The 21,251-nt window shown below is 38.3% G+C and carries 18 protein-coding genes and 1 tRNA gene; 17 read left to right on the forward strand and 2 right to left on the reverse strand.

Features of this window, described 5'->3' with window-relative positions; all coding sequences use genetic code 11:
• The first annotated feature begins 287 nt into the window (after nt 1-287).
• The 10 genes from trpE to Q7U95_RS07135 all read left to right on the forward strand — a co-directional run bounded on the left by trpE (nt 288) and on the right by Q7U95_RS07135 (nt 10,388).
• Nucleotides 288-1,760, forward strand: coding sequence for an anthranilate synthase component I (trpE, locus tag Q7U95_RS07090; protein WP_308753135.1), 1,473 nt, complete (start codon nt 288-290; stop codon nt 1,758-1,760).
• 362 nt (nt 1,761-2,122) lie between these two features.
• A complete protein-coding gene (locus Q7U95_RS07095) occupies nt 2,123-2,692 on the forward strand; it encodes an aminodeoxychorismate/anthranilate synthase component II (RefSeq protein WP_308753137.1) in 570 nt (189 codons plus the stop codon).
• A gap of 99 nt (nt 2,693-2,791) precedes the next feature.
• Nucleotides 2,792-3,820, forward strand: a complete 1,029-nt coding sequence (trpD, locus tag Q7U95_RS07100; protein ID WP_308753139.1) for an anthranilate phosphoribosyltransferase — start codon at nt 2,792-2,794, stop codon at nt 3,818-3,820.
• Between the two features lie 27 nt (nt 3,821-3,847).
• Nucleotides 3,848-4,630 (forward strand): indole-3-glycerol phosphate synthase TrpC, encoded by a 783-nt coding sequence (trpC, locus tag Q7U95_RS07105; RefSeq protein WP_308753141.1) that lies wholly within the window; start codon nt 3,848-3,850, stop codon nt 4,628-4,630.
• A 154-nt stretch (nt 4,631-4,784) separates the two neighbouring features.
• A complete protein-coding gene (locus tag Q7U95_RS07110; RefSeq protein ID WP_308753143.1) occupies nt 4,785-5,414 on the forward strand; it encodes a phosphoribosylanthranilate isomerase in 630 nt (209 codons plus the stop codon).
• 75 nt (nt 5,415-5,489) lie between these two features.
• Complete coding sequence (gene trpB, locus Q7U95_RS07115; RefSeq protein WP_308753145.1) at nt 5,490-6,671, forward strand: tryptophan synthase subunit beta; 1,182 nt, start codon at nt 5,490-5,492, stop codon at nt 6,669-6,671.
• Entirely contained in the window at nt 6,668-7,459 is a 792-nt protein-coding gene (gene trpA / locus Q7U95_RS07120) for a tryptophan synthase subunit alpha (protein ID WP_308753147.1), read from the forward strand. The genes trpB and trpA overlap by 4 nt, the downstream gene beginning before the upstream one ends.
• A gap of 29 nt (nt 7,460-7,488) precedes the next feature.
• Nucleotides 7,489-8,355 (forward strand): acetyl-CoA carboxylase, carboxyltransferase subunit beta, encoded by an 867-nt coding sequence (accD, locus tag Q7U95_RS07125; RefSeq protein ID WP_308753149.1) that lies wholly within the window; start codon nt 7,489-7,491, stop codon nt 8,353-8,355.
• Entirely contained in the window at nt 8,352-9,311 is a 960-nt protein-coding gene (locus tag Q7U95_RS07130) for an acetyl-CoA carboxylase carboxyltransferase subunit alpha (RefSeq protein WP_308753151.1), read from the forward strand. The genes accD and Q7U95_RS07130 overlap by 4 nt, the downstream gene beginning before the upstream one ends.
• An 18-nt stretch (nt 9,312-9,329) precedes the next feature.
• The gene (locus Q7U95_RS07135) at nt 9,330-10,388 is read left to right on the forward strand and encodes an ATP-dependent 6-phosphofructokinase (protein WP_308753153.1); all 1,059 of its coding nucleotides are present in this window, start codon (nt 9,330-9,332) and stop codon (nt 10,386-10,388) included.
• A 133-nt stretch (nt 10,389-10,521) separates the two neighbouring features.
• On the opposite strand, the gene Q7U95_RS07140 is transcribed toward Q7U95_RS07135, so the two are convergent.
• Nucleotides 10,522-10,607, reverse strand: a tRNA-Leu gene (locus Q7U95_RS07140).
• 289 nt (nt 10,608-10,896) lie between these two features.
• Here Q7U95_RS07140 and Q7U95_RS07145 point away from each other — a divergent pair.
• Both Q7U95_RS07145 and Q7U95_RS07150 read left to right on the forward strand, forming a co-directional pair.
• Nucleotides 10,897-11,490, forward strand: coding sequence for a PAS domain S-box protein (locus Q7U95_RS07145; RefSeq protein ID WP_308753155.1), 594 nt, complete (start codon nt 10,897-10,899; stop codon nt 11,488-11,490).
• The gene (locus tag Q7U95_RS07150; RefSeq protein ID WP_308753157.1) at nt 11,487-12,050 is read left to right on the forward strand and encodes a GGDEF domain-containing protein; all 564 of its coding nucleotides are present in this window, start codon (nt 11,487-11,489) and stop codon (nt 12,048-12,050) included. Before Q7U95_RS07145 ends, Q7U95_RS07150 begins: the two co-directional genes overlap by 4 nt.
• A gap of 68 nt (nt 12,051-12,118) precedes the next feature.
• Here Q7U95_RS07150 and Q7U95_RS07155 read toward each other — a convergent pair whose 3' ends face one another.
• Nucleotides 12,119-13,447 (reverse strand): glutamine synthetase family protein, encoded by a 1,329-nt coding sequence (locus Q7U95_RS07155; RefSeq protein WP_308753159.1) that lies wholly within the window; start codon nt 13,445-13,447, stop codon nt 12,119-12,121.
• A gap of 143 nt (nt 13,448-13,590) precedes the next feature.
• Between Q7U95_RS07155 and Q7U95_RS07160 the strand changes: the two genes are divergently transcribed.
• From Q7U95_RS07160 to rpsA, 5 genes are all read left to right on the forward strand, one after another.
• Nucleotides 13,591-14,577: an NrpR regulatory domain-containing protein gene (locus Q7U95_RS07160; RefSeq protein ID WP_308753161.1), complete on the forward strand. Its 987-nt coding sequence runs from the start codon at nt 13,591-13,593 to the stop codon at nt 14,575-14,577.
• 104 nt (nt 14,578-14,681) lie between these two features.
• Nucleotides 14,682-16,271, forward strand: a complete 1,590-nt coding sequence (locus tag Q7U95_RS07165; protein ID WP_308753163.1) for an FMN-binding glutamate synthase family protein — start codon at nt 14,682-14,684, stop codon at nt 16,269-16,271.
• 174 nt (nt 16,272-16,445) lie between these two features.
• Nucleotides 16,446-17,177: an NAD(+) synthase gene (gene nadE / locus Q7U95_RS07170; protein ID WP_308753165.1), complete on the forward strand. Its 732-nt coding sequence runs from the start codon at nt 16,446-16,448 to the stop codon at nt 17,175-17,177.
• Between the two features lie 130 nt (nt 17,178-17,307).
• Nucleotides 17,308-19,926 (forward strand): DNA polymerase I, encoded by a 2,619-nt coding sequence (gene polA, locus Q7U95_RS07175; protein WP_308753167.1) that lies wholly within the window; start codon nt 17,308-17,310, stop codon nt 19,924-19,926.
• Nucleotides 19,927-20,000: 74 nt separating this feature from the next.
• A partial coding sequence (gene rpsA, locus Q7U95_RS07180; protein ID WP_308753169.1) for a 30S ribosomal protein S1 occupies nt 20,001-21,251 on the forward strand: 1,251 nt, incomplete at its 3' end.

Here is a 21,251-nt window from a genome sequence, read left to right on the forward strand (position 1 = left end):
GAAAACTAGTAACCAAAGCTGACTGGCTTCAGAGAACCGGGGTAGCTGGGAACCGGTGCTAAAAGTTTTGGTGAATGGATTTCTGAGGTGCGAGGCAAAATTCTATTTATATGGAGAGTAGCTAAGCCGGAGATTCCACCGTTAAAAGGAACGGGGGTATATTTTTTATTTAAAAAAGTCGTACCCTGTCAGAGATTCCCACCAACTGGCGGGAAAGAAGAGTGGTACCGTGGAAGTTAATCTTTCGCCTCTTAAGAGGTGGAAGATTTTTTATTTTTGGAGGAAAAATGTATTATCCGAATTTTGATGAGTTTAAAAAAATAGCTGTAAATCACAATTTAATCCCAGTTTACCGGGAGATAAATGCAGATATTGAGACCCCTGTTTCAGCGTTTCAGAAACTTGGGGCGAGCGAGTGTTCTTTTCTGCTTGAGAGCGCTGAAAAAGGGGAACGGTTTGGCCGTTACTCATTTCTTGGGTGTGACCCGTATCTTACAATTCAATGTGAGAATGGTTCAGTTTTTATAAAGAATGGGGAAAAAGAAGAAGTTGTCAAGCTTAAGAATCCTTTGGATGCTATCAGAGATGTTATTTCAAAATTTCGTCCGGCTGTAACTCGAAATTTACCGCCTTTTTTTGGCGGAGCAGTTGGTTATCTTGGCTATGACATGGTCAAATATTTTGAGGATATTCTCCCGCAAACTGCTCATAATGACCTTTATTTTCCGGAAATGTCATTCTTTTTTACTGACACAATTTTAATTTTTGATCACTTAAAACACACAATTAAAGTGGTGGCAAATGCTCATTTAAGTAAGGACGCGATGTTTTCATATAATAAAGTAATTTGCAAAATTGATGCCCTTATCGAGAAACTTCAAAGTTCTTTACCGAATCGCTCCAAATTTACAGGGAAAAAGAGTTGTCAGATAACTTCAAATACCAGTAAAGAAGATTTTATTATCTCTGTTAAAAAAGCAAAAGAATATATTAAAGCGGGGGATGTTCTTCAGGTAGTGCTTTCGCAGAGATTTTCTACTGAGATTTCATCAGACCCATTTGATATCTATCGTGCTCTCAGGAGAATAAATCCTTCTCCTTATATGTACTATCTAAAGCAAGGAGATGTAAAAATTATCGGTTCCTCCCCTGAATCTCTTGTTAAAGTGTGTGGGAATAAAGTTTTTACATGTCCAATAGCCGGTACTCGTCCACGTGGTCAGGATGATAAAGAGGATGATGAATTTACAAAGAGCTTATTAGAGGACCCGAAAGAGCGAGCAGAGCACATTATGCTCGTTGATTTGGGAAGAAATGATGTTGGTCGAGTAAGTGTGCCGGGAACAGTTAAGGTTGATGATTTGATGTGTGTAGAGAAATATTCTCATGTTATGCATATTGTTTCTACTGTCACAGGTCAACTTGAAAGTGAAAAAAACTCATTCGATGCACTGCAAGCAATTTTTCCTGCCGGGACGGTTTCTGGTGCACCAAAGATAAGGGCAATGGAAATTATCGATGAGTTGGAACCAACGCGAAGGGGTCCTTACGCTGGTGCTGTAGGTTATTTTAGTTATTCTGGAGATTTGGATTCATGTATAACCATTCGTACAATTATGGTGCATAAAAACAAAGCCTATGTTCAGGCAGGAGCCGGTATTGTATATGATTCGGTTCCTGAAAATGAATACCAAGAGACAATTGACAAAGCAAAAGGGATGATAAAAGCTATAGAAATGGCGGAAGAGGGACTCGTTTAATGAATAGTCGGGAGCGGGAAGTCGGTAGTGAGTAGTTTGGGAATAGGGAGCAAAAAAACAGGCAGGTCTCGCTTCGCTAGTCAAGAGTCAAAAAGGATGCTCTGGAGCGTCATTACGAGGAGCGTAAGCGACGAAGTAATCTCAAGGGATTGGGCCCATACTTCGTTCGCAATGATAAACAAGCCAACAAGCTTTTGGCTGATTGTTGAAAGTGGAAGGTTGGAAGTTAAAAGGGTATAGGACAAAGGGTAACGGGTATAGGAAAATTTTTAAAACCAAAAAAACAAATTTACAATTTAATATTTACAACTTGCATTTTACAATTAGTTGCCAGATAGCTGGCAACTAACGGAGGTTTAAGAATGATTTTAATGATAGATAACTATGACTCGTTTACATACAATCTTGTTCAGTATTTTGGCGAGCTTGGGGCGGATTTAAAGGTTTTTCGTAATGATAAAATTACGCTTGCCGAAATAGAGAACATAAATCCCGACCATATTGTTATTTCTCCAGGGCCCTGCACGCCAAACGAAGCTGGCATTTCTATGGATTTAGTTAAAAATTTTATGGGGAAGATACCAATTTTAGGAGTATGTTTGGGTCATCAGTCAATTGTTCAAGCTTTAGGCGGAAAGATTATAAGAGGGCTTTATCCGGTGCATGGAAAGACCTCAGCAATCTATCATGACGGAAAAACAATCTTTAAAGATGTTGAAAACCCGTTCATTGCTACTCGTTACCATTCGTTGATTGCCGAGGCGAAATCTTTACCGAACTGTTTTGATATTTCTGCCAGGACAGATGATGGAGTAATTATGGGAGTAAGACATAAAGAATATTCCTTGGAAGGAATTCAGTTTCATCCTGAATCCATATTGACGACAGAAGGGAAGAAGATACTGGCCAATTTTTTAAAATTGTCAATTTAATAATGGGAAGCGGGTAGGAAATAGGTAGTAAGAAGTAATTAATTAAATTATCAACTTCTAATTCCTAACCATCAACTTCCAACTTAAAGGAGGTAAAAAATGATAGTCGAAGCAATTAAAAAGTTAATAGAAAAAAGGGATTTAACCAGAGAAGAATCGAGAGCGGTAATGGACGAAATAATGAGTGGTCAGTCCCACGATGCTCAAATTGGTTCATTTTTGACGGCGCTCAGGATGAAAGGCGAAACTATAAATGAGTTTACAGGTCTTGCTGAGGGTATGATTGCGAAGGTAGCTCAGGTAAGTCCCAAACATAAATTTGTTGTGGATACGTGCGGTACGGGTGGCGATTTTTCCGGGACCTTCAATATTTCGACAATTTCTGCTTTTGTAGCCGCTGGAGCTGACGTTTGTATTGCTAAACACGGGAACCGTTCTATTTCAAGTCGCTGTGGCAGCGCTGATCTTTTAGAAGCTTTAGGGGTTTGTGTCACGCTTACCCCGGAGCAGGTGGCTAAGTGTATTGACGAAGTCGGAATAGGTTTCATGTTTGCACCAATGTTTCATCCTGCAATGAAGCATGTGATGCCCAGTCGCAAAGCAATGGGGATTAGAACGGCTTTCAACGCTCTTGGCCCCTTAACTAATCCGGCAAAAGCTCCGGCTCAGATAATTGGCGTATATAATGAAAAGTTAACGGATATTTTTGTTCAAGTTTTAAGTAATTTGGGAACCAAACATGCTCTTGTTGTTCATGGTGCTGATGGGCTTGATGAACTTTCAACCACAGGGCCAAGCAAAATTTCCGAGTTAAAAAACGGAGAAGTCAAAAGCTATAAAGTAGAACCCGAGGAGTTTGGTTTAAAAAGAGCCAAGCCAAGCGATATATTGGGCGGGGACGTTTCTGAGAACGTTTGCATAGCCAAGGCGATTCTTAATGGAGAAAAGGGTTCAAAACGGGACATTGTCTTATTTAATTCCGCGGGTGCTATTTTTGTTGGTGGTAAGGCGAGCAATTTGAAAAAGGCTGTAGAACTTGCTCAAAAGTCTATCGACTCGGGAGCTGCCCTTAAGAAACTTAATGAGTTGGTGGAATATAGCCAAAAGTTAAGTCGGGAGAAACATTAAAAAGCGTAGAATTTGGAATGGATTTATATGAAAACAATTTTAGAAAAGATAGTTGAAGACAAAAAAGAAGAACTTAAAAAACAGAAGAAAAACTTGCCACAGGAGTTTCTAATTGAAAAAATTTCCGGCTTGCCGCACTCAAGAGATTTTAAAAGGGCATTAAAAAAGCAGGGCCTGAGTCTTATTGCGGAAATAAAGAAGTCATCTCCTTCACTCGGGGTTATACAGGAAAATTTTGATCCTGTTAAATTGGCAAAAACGTATGAACTAAATGGGGCATCAGCGATATCGGTTCTTACCGAAAAAAAATATTTTGATGGAAATTTAAGTTATTTAAAAGTTGTTAAGGAAGCTACTACCATTCCTATTTTGCGTAAAGATTTTATATTTGATGAGTATCAAATATATGAATCTCGCGTAGCCGGGGCAGATGCAGTTCTTTTAATAGTTTCCATTCTTGATGACAAAACTTTGACAAAACTTTTAAATTTAACTAAAAAATTGGGTTTGGATGCATTAGTTGAGACTCGCACAAAAGAAGAGATTGAGAAAGCTCTAAAGAGCGGTGCTGAGATTATCGGAATAAATAACCGGGATTTAGATACTTTTAAAGTAGATATAACTCGTTCAATTAGCTTATGTCATCTTATTCCTCCCAATAGAGTCATAGTGAGCGAGAGTGGAATACATGACTATAAAGATATGGTAAAATTAGAAAATTCTGGCGTAGATGCTGTTCTGGTTGGCGAAGCGCTGATGAAAAGTAAAAATGTTGGAAAAAAAATAAAGGAACTATTAGGTAAAAGTTAGTTAAAAGTTAAGGGTTGAAAGTATGGAGTATGGTGGAAATAAAAATTACCCATCTGTCTGCCCTGCCTGCCGGTAGGCACGGCGGCAGGCACGGCATTTTTATATTTTACTTTTTAATTAGAATCGCTAGAAGCTGAGAGCTGGTAGCTGAAATATGGTAAGAATAAAAATTTGCGGGATAACAAATATTGAAGATGCTTTGCTTGTAAGCAAACTGGGAGCAGATGCTCTTGGATTTGTCTTTGCTGAAAGTCCGAGAAGAATTGATGTGGAGACAGGGGAAGAGATAAATTCGGCTCTCCCGCCTTTCATCAGCAGGGTAGGAGTCTTTGTTAATGAAAAGACAGAAACGGTAAAAGCAATTGCCTCCCGTTGCCGACTCGATATTTTGCAGTTTCACGGAAGTGAATCTTCAAATTATTGCAATAGTTTTTCTCAAAAAATTATAAAGGCTTTTCGTGTAAAGGATATAAACGATCTTGACAGATTATCCGATTATGATGTTAATGGGTATCTTTTGGATACTTTTATTGATGGAAAACCTGGTGGAACGGGAGAGGTTTTTAACTGGGAAATTGGAAAGAAGGCAAAGGGCTTTGGCAAACCGGTAATTCTTTCGGGTGGCCTCAATCCGGGGAACGTTATTGATGCTATAAATTTTGTTCAACCTTATGCTGTTGATGTGAGCAGTGGCGTTGAGGAGAGACCGGGGAAGAAAGACCCAAACAAAATCCAGGCTTTCATAAAGGCTTGCCAAGCAGCATCAACGGATTTTGAATTATAAATTGATTTAAATTTAGACTTAAAAAGAAGTATTTTTGCACTTTACAATTTGCATTTTACAAGGGAGCGTAGCGACATGATGTTACCTAATTCTAAAGGACATTTTGGAAAATTTGGCGGAAAGTATGTGCCGGAGACGTTAATGACGGTTTTGGAACAACTTGAATCTGCCTATAAAAAGTATCGAAAAGATAAAGATTTTAAGCAGGAACTAGACTATTACTTGAGAGATTATGCCGGTCGACCCACTCCTTTATATTTTGCTGAAAGGTTGTCAAAATATTACGGCGCAAAAATTTATTTAAAACGTGAAGACCTTTGTCATACGGGAGCTCACAAGATAAATAATACTATTGGTCAGGCACTTTTGGCTAAACGTATGGGCAAGACGCGAATTATTGCTGAAACAGGAGCTGGTCAACACGGAGTGGCAACGGCTACCGTGGCTGCTTTGTTTGGCATGGATTGTCATGTTTACATGGGCGAAGAAGATACTAAACGTCAGGCGCCAAATGTTTTACGTATGAAACTTTTGGGAGCGGAAGTCATTCCGGTTACCTCAGGCAGCAAGACGCTCAAGGATGCCATGAATGAAGCAATACGTGATTGGGTCACAAATGTAAGAAACACTTTCTACATCATTGGTTCGGTTGCCGGGCCGCATCCGTATCCGATGATGGTGCGAGATTTTCAGAAAGTAATTGGCAAAGAAGTAAAAAAACAAATTCAAAAAAAAGAAGGAAGAGACCCCGATTATGTTGTGGCTTGTGTTGGCGGGGGGAGCAATGCAATTGGTATATTTTCTCCCTTTTTAAACACGGAAACTAAACTGATAGGAATTGAAGCAGCTGGTTTAGGACTTGAAACGGGAAAGCATGGAGCTCCACTTGCTAGAGGAGACGTGGGGGTGCTTCACGGTTCTAAGAGTTATGTGCTTCAAGATGAGTTTGGGCAAATAAAGGAGGCCTATTCTATTTCTGCCGGCTTGGATTATCCCGGGGTGGGTCCTGAGCACAGTTATTTTAAAGAACACGGTATAGTAGCGTACGATTTTATAAATGACAAAGAGGCCCTAAAAGCTTTTCAATTTTTGAGCAAGATGGAGGGAATTATTCCTGCTTTAGAGAGTGCGCACGCTGTTGCTTATCTTGAAAAACTTGCTCCTAAAGCAAGAGGAAAGTTGATTATAATAAATTTATCAGGCCGAGGGGATAAAGATCTTGAAACTGTCGTTAAAGCTATGGAGAAAAAATTATGAGTCGAATTAAACAAAAATTTAAACAATTGAAGAAAAATAACAAAAAAGCATTTATTCCTTATGTAACAGGAGGTTATCCAAGTTTAGATGCCTGTGAAAGACTCATTGAAGTTTTAGCTGAAAATGGTGCTGATATTATAGAGATAGGTATTCCTTACTCTGACCCATTGGCTGATGGGCCCACGATTCAAAAGGCGTCTCAAATTGCCATCTCTCGCGGGGCAAACACAAAAAATATCTTTGGAATGATTAAAAATTTGAAAAAGAAAATAGATGTTCCGCTGGTAATTATGACTTACTACAATACAATTTATCGCTATGGTGAAAAGAAATTTGCTGAAGAGGCAGCTTATGCCGGTGTAGATGGATTAATTGTACCGGACTTGCCTCCTGAAGAGGCGCGTTCGTGGCGCGCGCTGGCTAAGAAAAATGCTTTGGATACGATTTTTTTAATATCTCCGACAAGTAGTGATGACAGAATTAAAGAAATAGTTTCCGCATCGAGCGGGTTTATATATTGCGTTTCTCTTACCGGAGTAACAGGAGCGAGAAACAGTATGCCTTTAGAACTTTCCGGTTTTTTGTCGAAAGTTCGATCTTTAACCGATAAACCCCTGGCGGTGGGGTTTGGCATCTCGTCGGCCAATTTAGCTAAAGAGGTTTCACGGTTAGCGGATGGGATAATAATAGGGAGTGCTTTAATAGATTTAATTAATGATTCTGACATAAAATATGATAAAATTATTAAATTTGTTAAAAATATCAAGTTGGCAATGGAAACGAGTTAATTTAATTATCTTCTATTTGTGGTGAAATTATGCCTATATCGGAATGGTTTCAAAAAAAGGGAAAATATCTTGAGGTAACTCCCAAAACAGAAAAGAGACCGGTACCCGATGGTATCTGGTCAAAGTGCGCTGAATGCGGAGAAATTATTTACCAAAAAGAGCTTGTAAAGAATCTCTGGGTTTGTCCGAAGTGTAACTTTCATTATAAATTGTCGGCATACGATAGATTAGGTATTCTTCTAGACGGTGGAGAGTTTAATGAATTTGACGCGTCCATTTCTTCTGATGACCCGCTGAAATTTAAAGCTGAAAAAACATATCTTGAAAGTTTAAATCAATCTAAAGAAAAGACAAATCTTAATGATGCTGTGGTTACAGTAAAAGGGAAGATAGATGGCCGGCCGGTAATTATTGCGGTTATGGACTTTAGATTTATCGGCGGGAGCATGGGTTCTGTTGTAGGCGAGAAAATTACAAGGGCTGCGGAAAGAGCAATTGAAGGTAACAGCCCTCTTATTATTGTCTCTTCTTCTGGAGGAGCACGTATGCAGGAAGGAATGTTTTCCTTGATGCAAATGGCTAAGACGAGTGCCGCAATTGCTCATTTTAAAGAAACCGGTCTCCCTTATATTTCAGTTCTTACGAACCCAACTATGGGAGGAGTAATGGCCAGTTTTGCTTCTTTGGGTGATGTTATAATTGCTGAACCTCAGGCTTTGATAGGATTTGCGGGACCGCGTGTTATTGAAAAAACAATAAGACAAAGACTCCCAAAAGATTTTCAGAAGGCCGAGTTTATGCTCGATTATGGTCAAGTTGATTTAGTGGTTGATAGGAACAACCTTAAAGCCACCATTTCAAAACTGCTTGATTCTTTTATGGGTGGATTAAAATGATAAGATTTATGATGGATTTCGAGAAACCTTTAATTGAACTTGAAGTAAAGCTCGAAGAGCTCAAAAGGTTGCCCACAAAAAACAAACCGGAGATTGTTCGAGAAATTCGATTTTTAGAGGAGCAGATAGATAGGATTCGTAAGAGCATTTACACGGACCTTTCTGTTTCAGAAAAAATCCAAATAGCCAGGCATCCCAACAGGCCCCGTACTTTAGATTACGTAAACTCGATATTTTCTGATTTTATTGAGTTACATGGTGACAGACTTTACGGTGAAGACCTTGCCTTGGTGGGTGGCCCAGCTTTTTTTGGTAATGAAAGGGTTATGGTTTTAGGCCATCAAAAAGGCAAGAATACCAAGGAAAATGTGGCTAGAAATTTTGGTATGCCTCACCCCAAAGGTTTTCGAAAAGCGTTAAGACTCATGAACCTGGCCGAAAAATTTCATCTACCTCTTTTCTGTTTTATTGATACGCCGGGTGCTTATCCTGGCATTGAGGCCGAAGAACATGGGCAAGCTGTGGCTATTGCTAATAATTTAATGAGGATGAGTAATCTTAAAGTGCCGATAATTGCAGTAAACATTGGTGAAGGAGGAAGTGGTGGTGCTTTAGCCATTGGGGTAGGAGATAGAATTTTCATGTTTGAAAATTCATATTATTCAGTTATAACACCCGAGGGTTGTGCAAGCATTCTTTGGCATGATGAGACAAGGGCACCGGAGGCTGCTGAAGCGCTTAAACTGACTGCGCAGGATCTTTTAGAATTTAAAATTATTGATGGTGTAGTTGAAGAACCTTTGGGCGGGGCTCATAGAGATTTTAAATTAGTTGCCTCTAATTTAGTAAAAGTTCTAACTGAAAATTTGACGGAACTTAAAAAGATTCCTATCAAAAAACTTTTAGATGATAGGTATAAAAAACTAAGAAAAATTGGAGTATACACTGAAAAATAGATATGGGTGGTGATTTTTATGAAGGGTAATAAAATGAATGTAGCAATTCTTAATGGTGGGGGAGATTGTCCGGGTTTAAATGCCGTTACGCGTGCTATAACTAGAACTTGTATTTGTGAGTACGGTTATCAGGTGACAGGCATCCGAAATGGATGGCGCGGTTTGCTTGAAGCTGATATTTTCCCTCTTGATTTAGAGGCGGTTAGCGATATTCTTCAACGCGGGGGGACAATTTTGGGAACCAGCAGGACCAATCCATTTAAGAGCGAAGGTGGGCCTGAACGCGTTCTCGAAAACATTCGCAAATTAGGTTTCGATGCTCTAATTGCCGTGGGAGGCGATGATACCTTGGGTGTCGCAAGTCGTCTTTACAAAGAATACGGAATTCACACGGTCGGAGTTCCTAAAACTATCGATAACGATTTATCGGGGACCGATTACACCTTTGGTTTTGACACGGCTGTTCAAACTGCCACTGATGCGATAGATCGTCTTCGTACCACTGCTGAATCTCATAGTCGGGTGATGGTGGTGGAAGTGATGGGTCGAACTGCCGGATGGATTGCAATAATGTCCGGAATTGCCGGTGGCGCAGATGTAATTCTTACCCCCGAGGTTCCGATAACTGTGGAAGAGGTTTGTGATTTTATCAATCAGCAAGCTGATAGGGGCAAAAATTTTTCCATCGTTGTGGCAAGCGAGGGAGCCAAGCTCATCCGGAAAACAGGGGAGGAGAAAGTAGTTGTTGCCTCCGAGGAAATTGATGAATTTGGTCATGTTCGACTTGGTGGTGTTGGAAATGCTCTCGGTAAGGCAATTGAGAAGATTACCGGTCATGAAACTAGGGTGACCGTTCTTGGTCATATTCAAAGAGGAGGGACACCAACTTCCAGAGATCGCGTTCTTGCTACTCGTTTTGGAGTAAAAGCTGCGGAGATGGTTAAAACATCTCAATGGGGAATGATGGCGGCGCTTAAAGGGGATGACATTAAGGTAGTTTCGCTGGATGAAGCTGTAAAAAAGACCAAATTGGTTCCGCGGGAATTATATGATATGGCCCACATATTTTTTGGATAAAGAAGAAAATATGTTTGTTGCAATTTAAAGAATATCTTAAATTAGCTAAAAACGGAAAATATGCAGCTGGTGTGTTTAGTTTTTGGTGCCGAAGGTGGGCCTGCCCGCCGGAGATCTTAATGTTTTAAGATATTGGTGCCGAAGGTGGGAGTCGAACCCACACGAGCAAAGCCCACACGATTTTGAGTCGTGCGCGTCTGCCAGTTCCGCCACTTCGGCATATTTTTGACACTTAAACATTATAGTTTACCCTTGTTAAGTGGTCAACCATTGGAGAAATCTATTAGCTTTTTTTTCAATCAGCGATTTCAAAAAAATTAATGTGTGTTTGTTTACAGGACAATAAATTTATAAGACATAATTATAATTTGTTTAATAAAGAAAACCAATTGTTTTCCACAAGAATTTGGCTGAGATGTTTTTAAAGAATAATTAAATAAATGTCGATAAAAATATATGAGCTTTTAAATTTTCAAACTTTTGAGAAAGCGAAAAAATGGCCAATAAAATGAAAGAAAAAAATAATCAAAAAGAGATTATTTCTCCTTTCGGCCTTATTTGGCAGTTAGCCCTCGTTATATTTATAGTTGAACTTCTAATTATGGTGATATTGTGGAAAGTACCGACTTTGTCTAAGTGCGTAGTTCCTTTATTGGATGCGGCTATGTTGATTGTTTTGGTAATTCCTGCATTTTACTATCTGGTTTATCGTCCCTTAACTCAAGAAATTATTGAGCGTAGGCGGACAGAGAAAGAATTATTTAATGCTAAAACTAAATTGGAAGCTACTTTCCAATGCGCCGGCGGAGGAATAAGAGCCATTAATACGGATTATAAAATCATCGACCAAAACAAGGAAATGGATGCTCTCTGTGGTGTTAAAGAGGCAGAAGCGGTAGGGAAAAAGTGCAGCGAAATATTTCAAGGTCCTTATTGTGGCACTGATAAATGCACTTTTCGTCAAATTTTGGCCGGCGCAAAGCGGGTAGATGCTGAGGGGAAGAGAGTCACAAAGGGGGGAAAACCATATCGGTTAATCTCATCGCTACACCACTTAAAGACGAAGAAGGAAAAATTGTTGGTGTCGTTGAGAGTTTCTTGAATATTACCGAGCGTAAGAAAATCGAGAAAAAGGAAGAAGCGCTGACAAAAAAACTAAAGCACCAGGCTCAAATAGATGGGCTAACAGGAGTTTATAATCGACAACACTTGGATAATGAACTTAAAATTGAGATTAAGAGGGCGAAAAGATATAATCGGCCTCTTTCACTAATAATGCTTGATATCGACCATTTTAAAGAAGTCAATGACAGATGTGGTCACCAAGTTGGGGATTGGACTTTAAAAAAAATAGCTAAAAGCATGAAGGATGTTGCTCGAGCAACTGACTTTGTTGGACGTTATGGTGGAGAAGAATTTATCGTGGTATGTACAGAAACAGCTATAGATAAAGCATTAAATCTTGCAAAACGTATGAGAAAAGAAATCAAAAAGTTGCGTGTGCTGGACAAAGATGGTTTGCTGTTGAAAATCACTGCAAGTTTTGGAGTTGCCCAGTATTCTGAGTCAGAAGATTTTGATAAATTGTTGGCAAATGTAGACGGTGCTCTTTACGAAGCAAAAAAAGAAGGAAGGGATAGAGTATATTGCGCAAAAGATTAAGCCGCTCTTTTAGTTAGCGCTGAGAACCTGTCTCTTATACGATTTTATCTTCTTGTTAATGTTTTACATTACAAAATTGGCAGATATTTTTCTTTCTCGTAAGGAGTTACCTTGGTTTTGTATTCGTTCCATTCAATTTTTTTGTTTTTTATGAACCACTCAAACACTTGATTTCCAAGTGTTTTTTTCACTAAATCACTGTTTTCCATTATTTTTATTGCTGCATAAAGGTCTTCAGGCAATGATTCAATTCCAATTTTCTTTCTTTCTTTATCGGTCATTTCATAAATGTTATTTGTTACTTGCTCGGACAACTCATATCCTTTTTCAATTCCTTCAAGGCCGGCAGCAAGCATTACTGAGAAGGCGAGGTAGGGGTTGCAGGCAGGGTCCGGGGAGCGTAATTCAATTCTTGTTGCCTTTTCTTTCCCTGGTTTATACATGGGGACCCTGACAAGCGCCGAGCGGTTTTGATGTGCCCAGCATATATGAACCGGTGCCTCAAAACCGGACACTAATCGTTTATATGAGTTTACCCACTGATTGGTTACCGCGCATATCTCTTTTGAATGTTTAAGTAATCCTGCAATATAAGCTTTTGCAATCTCTGAAAGATGGTATTCGTCTTTGGGGTCAAAAAAAGCATTTATATCATTTTTGAAAAGGGACTGGTGAACGTGCATTCCGTTTCCGGCCTCTGTATGCATTGGTTTAGGCATGAAGGTTGCGTAAACATTGTGCAGCTGAGCTACTTCTTTTACAACTAGTCTATAAATCATGACATTGTCGGCCATCTTTAAAGCTTCATCATATCTTAGGTCAATTTCATGCTGGCTGGGGCCTACCTCATGGTGACTATACTCTACTTGAACTCCAAACTTTTCAAGGGTAAGAACAGTATCTCTTCTTAAGTCAATTGCAATATCAAGGGGGGTCATGTCGAAATAAGTTCCTCTATCTAAAACCTCTGTTTCTGTTGAGTTTTTAAAATAGTAATATTCAAGCTCGGGTCCAACCTGAAAAGTATAGCCCTTATCCGCGGCTCTTTTAAGATTTCTTTTTAAAACATATCGAGGATCGCACTCATAATATGAGCCGTCCGGGTTTTTAATGTCGCAAAACATGGTCGCAACAAGCTGGCCGTTTGAACGCCAAGGAAGAATTTGAAGTGTAGACGGGTCAGGCATAGCTATCATGTCGCTTTCTTGAATTCTGGCAAATCCTTGAATCGAAGAACCATCAAAGCCCATTCCTTCAACCATTGCTTTGTCCAGTTCCTCAACGGTGATGGAAAAACTTTTCAAAAAGCCCAAAACATCTGTGAACCAAAGATATATAAATTTTATTTTTTTATCTTTAATTTTTTTTGTCACATCTTCTTTTAATCTATTTGGCATATTCCCTCCATTTTTGGCACATTAATTATATTAATTCTAAACTACCTTAATTTTATGAGCAAGTTAAAAATATTCAGAAATTTTGTTGACAATTTTAATGAGTTTTGATAGGTTATCGGTAACCGATTACCGTAGGGGATGAAATGGACAAAGATGTTGAAAGAAAAATTATTAATATCTTGAAGATTTTAAGTAAAGAAACGAATCCTCTTGGTGCAAGTATTATCTCCAGGCACCTTAAAGATTTTGGTATCGACCTTTCTGAACGGGCGGTTAGATATCATCTTAAATTGATGGATGAGAAGGGTCTCACTAAAGGGATTGGTAAAGAGGGGCGACTGATTACAGAAAAAGGAATAGAAGAACTAAACAATGCTTTGGTCTCAGACAAAATTGGTTTGGTGAGTACTAAAATTGACACTCTTTCCTATCTTACATCTCTTGATTTTAAAAATAAGAAAGGGAAAGTTGTAATGAACGTTTCTATATTAGATAAAAGTGATTACAAAAAAGCTCTTAGAGTAATGAAAGATATTTTTAAAACTAAACTTTGTACAAGTGATTTTGTAATTGTAGCATATAAAAACGAAAAATTAGGTGAGATTGAGATTCCTTCCGGTAAAGTTGGTTTTGGAACAATCTGTAGCATTACCTTAAACGGAGTTTTAATCAAAGCAGGCATCCCCGTTGATTCGAAATTTGGAGCTATTGTTCAAATGAAAGATTTTTGTCCTTATCGATTTACCGAGCTTATTACCTATGAAGGTTCTTCCCTGGACCCACTGGAGATTTTTATAAAGAGTCGAATGACTAGTGTGAGAGAAACGGCTTTGACGGGCAGCGGAAAAATATTAGCTGGTTTTCGAGAAGTTTCAGCTATTGCGCTTACGGGTGTTAATAAAGTTGTGGAGGAGTTAAAAAAGATTGGGATTTATGGTGTTCTGGCGGTAGGCAGGCCAAGCCAGCCGGTTCTAGAAATGCCGGTTGGAAATAATAAAGTGGGAATAGTTGTCGCTGGAGGGTTAAACCCTATCGCTGCACTTGAGGAAGTTGGGATAGAAACCGGGAGCAGAGCAATGAGCACAATGGTTGACTTCAGTGAACTTAGAAGTTTTTGGGACTTGTTTTAACTAATTTACTATGTAGCAGGAAGTAGGGGGTGAGGTTTTAGACAGTATATTTATAAAAATTATGTAAAATGATTTATTTAACTTTAATTAAAGGAGGATTTTAAATGAATTTACGAAGACCGAATTCTAATGATGTAACTGAAACATCAAACCGTTCTAAAAACGTTGCGCCTAATTCGGGTTTATGTACCCGTTGTATTGATGGATGTAAAGGTAATTGTGAGGTTTTTAAATCATCTTTTCGCGGAAGAGAGGTTATTTATCCGGGGCCTTTTGGTGAAATTACTGCTGGTGGTGATAAAGAGTACCCGATAGATTATTCCCATTTAAACATACAGGGTTATGCTTTGGGAGCTAAAGGCCTCCCTAAAGGGAAAGAAGGAAATCCCGACAATACACTTTTCACTTTAGTTAATACGGAAACTGAGTTTGGTTACAAGAATAAAGTAAAGATGCGCATACCTGTGTTTACCGGTGCCCTAGGTTCTACTGAGATTGCTCGAAAAAACTGGGGACATTTTGCCGTGGGGGCTGCCATAAGTGGCATTACTCTTGTTTGCGGTGAAAATGTATGTGGAATTGATCCTCAACTGGAAAGGGATAAAAACGGCAAGGTTACCAAATCGCCTGATATGATACGACGCGTTGAACAATATCGTCGTTATCATGAGGGTTATGGAGATGTTCTTGTTCAAATGAATGTGGAGGATACTCGACTTGGAGTGGCTGAATACGTAATCAATAAACTTGGGGTTGAAACTGTTGAGCTTAAGTGGGGACAAGGCGCAAAGTGTATCGGTGGTGAAATTAAAGTGAACAGTCTTGAACGAGCCCTTGAGCTGCAAAAAAGAGGATACTTAATTACTCCAGATCCTTTGCTTTCTGAAAATCAAGCTGCGTTTAAAAATGGAGCGTTGCGTCAATTTGAAAGGCATTCTCGTCTTGGTTTTATTGATAAAAAAGGATTTATGAAAGAAGTTGAGAGGTTGCGTTCTCTTGGAGCAAAGCGGGTTACCTTAAAGACAGGTGCTTATACTATGCGTGAACTTGCTATGGCCATTAAGTGGGCTTCTCAAGCAAAAATTGATCTTTTAACTATTGATGGTGCTGGAGGTGGAACAGGAATGAGTCCTTGGGGAATGATGGAAGAGTGGGGTATTCCAACATTCTATCTGCAGTCTATGGCTCATGAACTTTGCACCAAACTTGCTGAAAATGGAGAGTATGTACCGGATATCGCTATAGCCGGCGGGTTTAGCACCGAAGATCATATCTTTAAAGCGCTTGCTATGGGATCACCTCATGTTAAGGCCGTTTGTATGGGTCGGGCGTTGATGATTCCCGGTTTTGTTGGGAAGAATATAGACGCATGGCTCAAAGAAGAAGCCCTTCCGAAAACCATATCTAAATTTGGTACAACTAAAGAAGAAATCTTTGTTTGTTATGAAACATTAAAGAAGAAATATGGTAAAGAAGTTGACGAGATGCCTCTTGGAGCGATAGCGCTCTACACCTTCACAGATAAGTTAAAAGTTGGCTTGCAGCAATTGATGGCCGGAAGCCGCAACTTTAACATACCAAGTATTTCAAGAAGTGATCTTATGACTTTAACAGAAGACGCAGCCAAGGTTTCCGGTATTCCTTATGTGATGGACGCGTATCGGGAAGAAGCAATAAGAATCATTGAAGAATAAGAGAGTATAGGTTTTTTTATCCAACCTAAAGGGCTGTTAGCCGTTGGCTAACAGCCCTTTTTTGTTTGAATTAAATTTCTCTTTTAGTTTTCTTTAAAGTATGGTGTTGGGATAGAACTGGCGAAAGAGGTAAAGTGGCATTATAATTAAATAAATCAACAAAGAGGTGGCTCAATGGAGGCCGGGAAAGTTTCAAAAAAAATAGATGAGTGGATAAAAGATAAAGTTGCATTAGCGGAGGCCAAAGGAGTCGTTTTTGGATTAAGTGGCGGGCTTGATTCAGCCACAATTGCCCTACTTTGTAAAAATGCTTTTTCTGATAATACTCTGGCTTTGATAATGCCCTGTGGTAGCAGGAAAGAGGATACTGAAGAAGCAGTTAGTTTTGCGAAAAAGTTTGACATAAACTATCGGTTGATTGAATTAGATGAATCTTATAATAAGCTTGTGGGTGAATTTAAAAAAACTCAATTAAAAGAAAGTTTGGACCATAATCGTAAGCGGCTTGCTCTTGCCAACATAAAGCCCCGGCTTCGTATGACTACTCTTTATTATTTTGCGAACTTGTTTGACTATTTAGTGGTTGGAACGAGCAATAAAAGTGAGTGGATGATTGGTTATTTTACAAAATATGGTGACGGAGGAGCGGATATTGTCCCCCTTGGTAATTTATTAAAAACCGAGGTAAGAGAACTTGCTGTTTACTTAGGGGTTTCGCAAGAAATCATTGATAAACCACCATCGGCTGGTCTTTGGGAAGAGCAAACTGATGAAGAAGAGATAGGGATAACTTACAATGAATTAGACGCTTGTCTATCCGGGCAAAAGTCGATAGAGAAAGTTGATTTGATGATTAAAAGAAGTGAACACAAAAGGGCATTACCCGATATGCCTGATTTTAAGTGAGTTTATTTAAAGGGTTATAATTAAATTTTGCGAGGTTTTTTGCGAAGTATTTAATTTAGGAAGATATTGTTTTACACTTATCTTTAAAACGAGGTAAAAGTTTAAAATTTTAACGAGGGGTTGAAAGTTTTTGCAAAAAGGAAAAATCATATTGATTGACGGAAACAGCCTCGTTTACCGCGCGTTTTTTGCTTTACCTACTTCTTTAGCTATTTCTTCAGGACAAATCACAAATGCTGTATATGGTTTTACCAGCATGTTGATTAAACTTATCGGTCAAGAAAAACCTGATGTTATTTTAGTTGCTTTTGATAAAGGCAGATCTACGCGTGTTAAGCAATATGCTGATTACAAAGCTCATCGCCCCAAAGCTCCTGATGAACTTAGAAGTCAATTTCCTTTAGTAAAAGAGGTTCTTAAAGTACTTAAAATTCCATTTTTTGAAATTGAGGGATACGAAGCTGACGATATTTTGGCTACTTTAGCAAAAGAAGCGGAAAATGAAGGAGATGAGGTAATTATTGTTACGAGTGACAAGGATGCCTTGCAGCTTGTTTCTCCTAAAACAAAAATTATGACCACAAAAAAAGGAATTAGTGACATTGTTTTGTATGACAAGCAGGCAGTTATTGAACGCTATGGTGTTCCGCCTGAGAAGGTAGTGGATTTTCTTGGCTTAAAAGGCGACCCTTCTGATAATATTCCCGGTATTCCGGGTATTGGAGAAAAAACTGCGACAAAGTTGCTTCAGGAATTCGGAAGTCTTGAAAACACTCTAAGCAACGCGGATAAAGTCTCAGGAAAAAAATTAAAAAATTCTTTGATTGAATTTAAAGAACAAGCAATACTCAGCAAACAGCTGGCGATACTTGATTTAAATTCACCTATAGAAATTAACTTTGAAGACTATAAATTGGGCAATTGGAATGAAAAAGAAGTGAGGGAATTGTTCTCGACCCTTGAGTTCAACACCCTTTTAAAAAGGCTCCTTTCCATTAAATTCAGTAATTTGATTGACGAGCAAAACATTGAACTTCTCAATCCAAAATTTTCAGAACCCGAGGAGGAAAAAGACTGGATAAATCTTTTTAAAAAAATTAAGGTAAACCGTATGTTTGGGCTTCAGCTTATGACAACTGAAAGCCGGGATTCTGTGAGTAGAAAAGTATTAAAACTCGCCTTATCTTTTGATGATAGAACAGTTTATCTTATTCGAGAGAAATCTCTAAAAAAAATTGAACCTTACTTGAAGTCCGATGAGTTTCAAAAAGTGGTTTACGACGGAAAATTGATAATTAATTCTTTAAAAAATGAAAATATTAATTTGAGGGGCATAGTTTTTGATGTTATGGTTGCTGCTTATTTAATAAATCCTCTGAGGAATGCCTATCCTTTAAAAAAACTTTCGGAGGAATACTTAAAAGCCAGTTTTTCTAAAGAAGAAGGGACAATTTCTGCTGGAGAGACATTGGCTATTTTGCGGTTGAAGAATATTTTGCGAAAAGAGCTTGAAAAAATTAATCTGATTGATTTATTTGAACACATAGAAATGCCGCTTATTTATGTTCTTGCGGAGATGGAATGGGAAGGTGTGGGAGTTGATGTTGATTTCCTAAGGAAAATTCGCTTAGACAACGACGGTCTCCTTAAAGAGTTAGAGCAGGATATTTATAATTTAGCAGGAGAGAAATTTAATTTAAATTCACCCCAGCAGCTTGGGAAAATATTGTTTGAAAAATTGGGGTTAGGGGGCGCTAAAAAGACAAAAACGGGTTATTCCACCGATGTTTCTGTTTTAAATAAACTGGCAGATGCTCATCCCATAGTTAAAAAAATTATGCATTATCGTGAACTAAATAAACTTTTTTCAACTTATATTTTAACTTTGCCAAAGATGGTTAATCCAAAAACACGACGGCTTCACACTTCTTTTAATCAAGCGGTAACTACTACAGGAAGATTGTCTAGCAGTAATCCCAATCTTCAAAATATTCCTGTAAAAGGTGAATTGGGCAAGGATATAAGAAGGGCCTTTATTCCATCAAGAACAGGAGATGAGTTAATTGTTGCCGATTATTCTCAGATAGAGCTGAGGATTTTAGCGCATTTTTCTGAAGATGATAATCTTGTTAAAGCTTTTAAAGAAGGGGAGGATGTTCATACCAAGACCGCTAGCGAAGTGTTTAGTGTTAGTATTGAGGATATTGTGCCTGAGATGCGGAGGGTTGCTAAAGCGGTAAATTTTGGAATTATTTATGGAATGAGTCCATTTGGTTTATCGGAACAGCTGGGAATATCAAAAGAAGAGGCCGCGTCTTATATCGAGTCTTATTTTGAGCGTTATCCAAAAGTAAAGAGTTATATTGATAATTCTATCACGCAAGCTTACAAGAACGGTTATGTTGAAACTCTTTTAGGAAGACGCAGGAATTTACCTGAACTTGAGAGCGACAATTATCGGATTCGCAGTTTTGGTGAAAGATTGGCAGTTAATTTTCCCATTCAAGGGAGCGCTGCTGATATAATAAAAATTGCCATGATTCGTTTGTCTAACGAAATAAAGAAGCAGGGGTTGCAGACACAAATGATATTACAGGTTCATGATGAACTTGTGTTTGAAGTTCCGCCTTTAGAGAGGGGAGTATTTAATTTAATAAAAAACACAATGGAAAATGCTTATCCTTTAAAGGTTAAGATGAAGGTTGAAATAAAGATAGGCGATAATTGGGTGGATGCTAAAAGTATTTAATAAAAAAAGAAGGAAATCACAAACTATTTGTGGAATTATTAAGTTTGAATAAAAATAGGAGGTAAACAAGCATAATGGGGGTTCAGGATACGGAAAAAACTGAAGAAGAACTTAAAGAAAGCTACATGAAAAAAGATGAGGAAGGAAGAATTGTTCCCGATTACGACAGAACGATTAAATTTTTCGAAGAAGGAGATTTTATTTCTGGAACAGTAATTAAAATTGACAACGACGAGGTTCTTGTTGATATTGGTTACAAGTCTGAGGGAGTTATACCTCTCCATGAACTTTCAATAAAAAAAGATATTAATCCAGCTGATATTGTTTCTATTGGAGAAAAAATTGAAGCCTTGGTGCTTCAAAAAGAAGATAAAGAAGGAAGGCTAATACTTTCTAAAAAGAGAGCGCAATATAGAAGAGCTTGGGATAAAATTGTTGAAATTTCAAAGAATGATGAAAAACTTTCAGGCAAGGTAATTGAAGCTGTAAAAGGCGGTTTAATTTTAGATATCGGAGTGAGAGGATTTTTACCTGCTTCGCTTATTGAAAAAAGAAGAGTTAAGGACTTAAACGTATATTTGGGTCAAGAACTTGAATGTAAAATTATTGAAATTGACCGAAGAAGGAATAATGTGGTTCTTTCGCGGAGAGCCGTTTTACAAGGTTCGCATGATCAAGATCGAAAGGAAGTTTTATCGAAACTTAAGAAAGGCGAAATAGTTACAGGAAAAATTTCCAGCATTGTAGATTTTGGTGCTTTTGTTGATATTGGGGGCATCGATGGATTAATCCATATTTCAGAACTTTCTTGGGAGCATGTGAATCATCCATCCGAGGTGGTTAGTATCGGGGATGAAGTTAAGGTTGAGATTCTTAATATTGATATGGAAAAAGAAAGAATATCACTTGGGTTAAAACAGACGCAAAAAGATCCTTGGCAAGAAAAAATTAAGAAATTTTCAGAAGGTGAGCTCATAAAAGGCAAAATAAAAAGAATTGCTCCATTTGGAGCTTTTATTGAGTTACCTGGCGGCCCTGAGGGCTTGATTCATATTTCCGAAATGGCTGAAACCCATATTGAATCGCCAGAGCAAATTGTTAAAGTTGGCGATGTGGTTGAGGCGGTAATTTTGGCGATAGATATTAAAAACAGAAAAATTAGTTTGAGCTTAAAACAAGCAAAAAAGGAAGTTAAAGAGGAAAAGATAGAAGAACCTAAAGAAGTTAAAGAGGAAGTTAAAAAGGAAGTTAAAGAGGAAGAGGAAGAAGAAGAGGAAGAAGAAGAGGAAATAGTGCCTGAACCAGGCTCACTTGAAGAAGCTTTG

The sequence above is a fragment of the Candidatus Oleimmundimicrobium sp. genome, from assembly GCF_030651595.1.
In the GTDB taxonomy this organism is placed as follows: domain Bacteria; phylum Actinomycetota; class Aquicultoria; order UBA3085; family Oleimmundimicrobiaceae; genus JAUSCH01.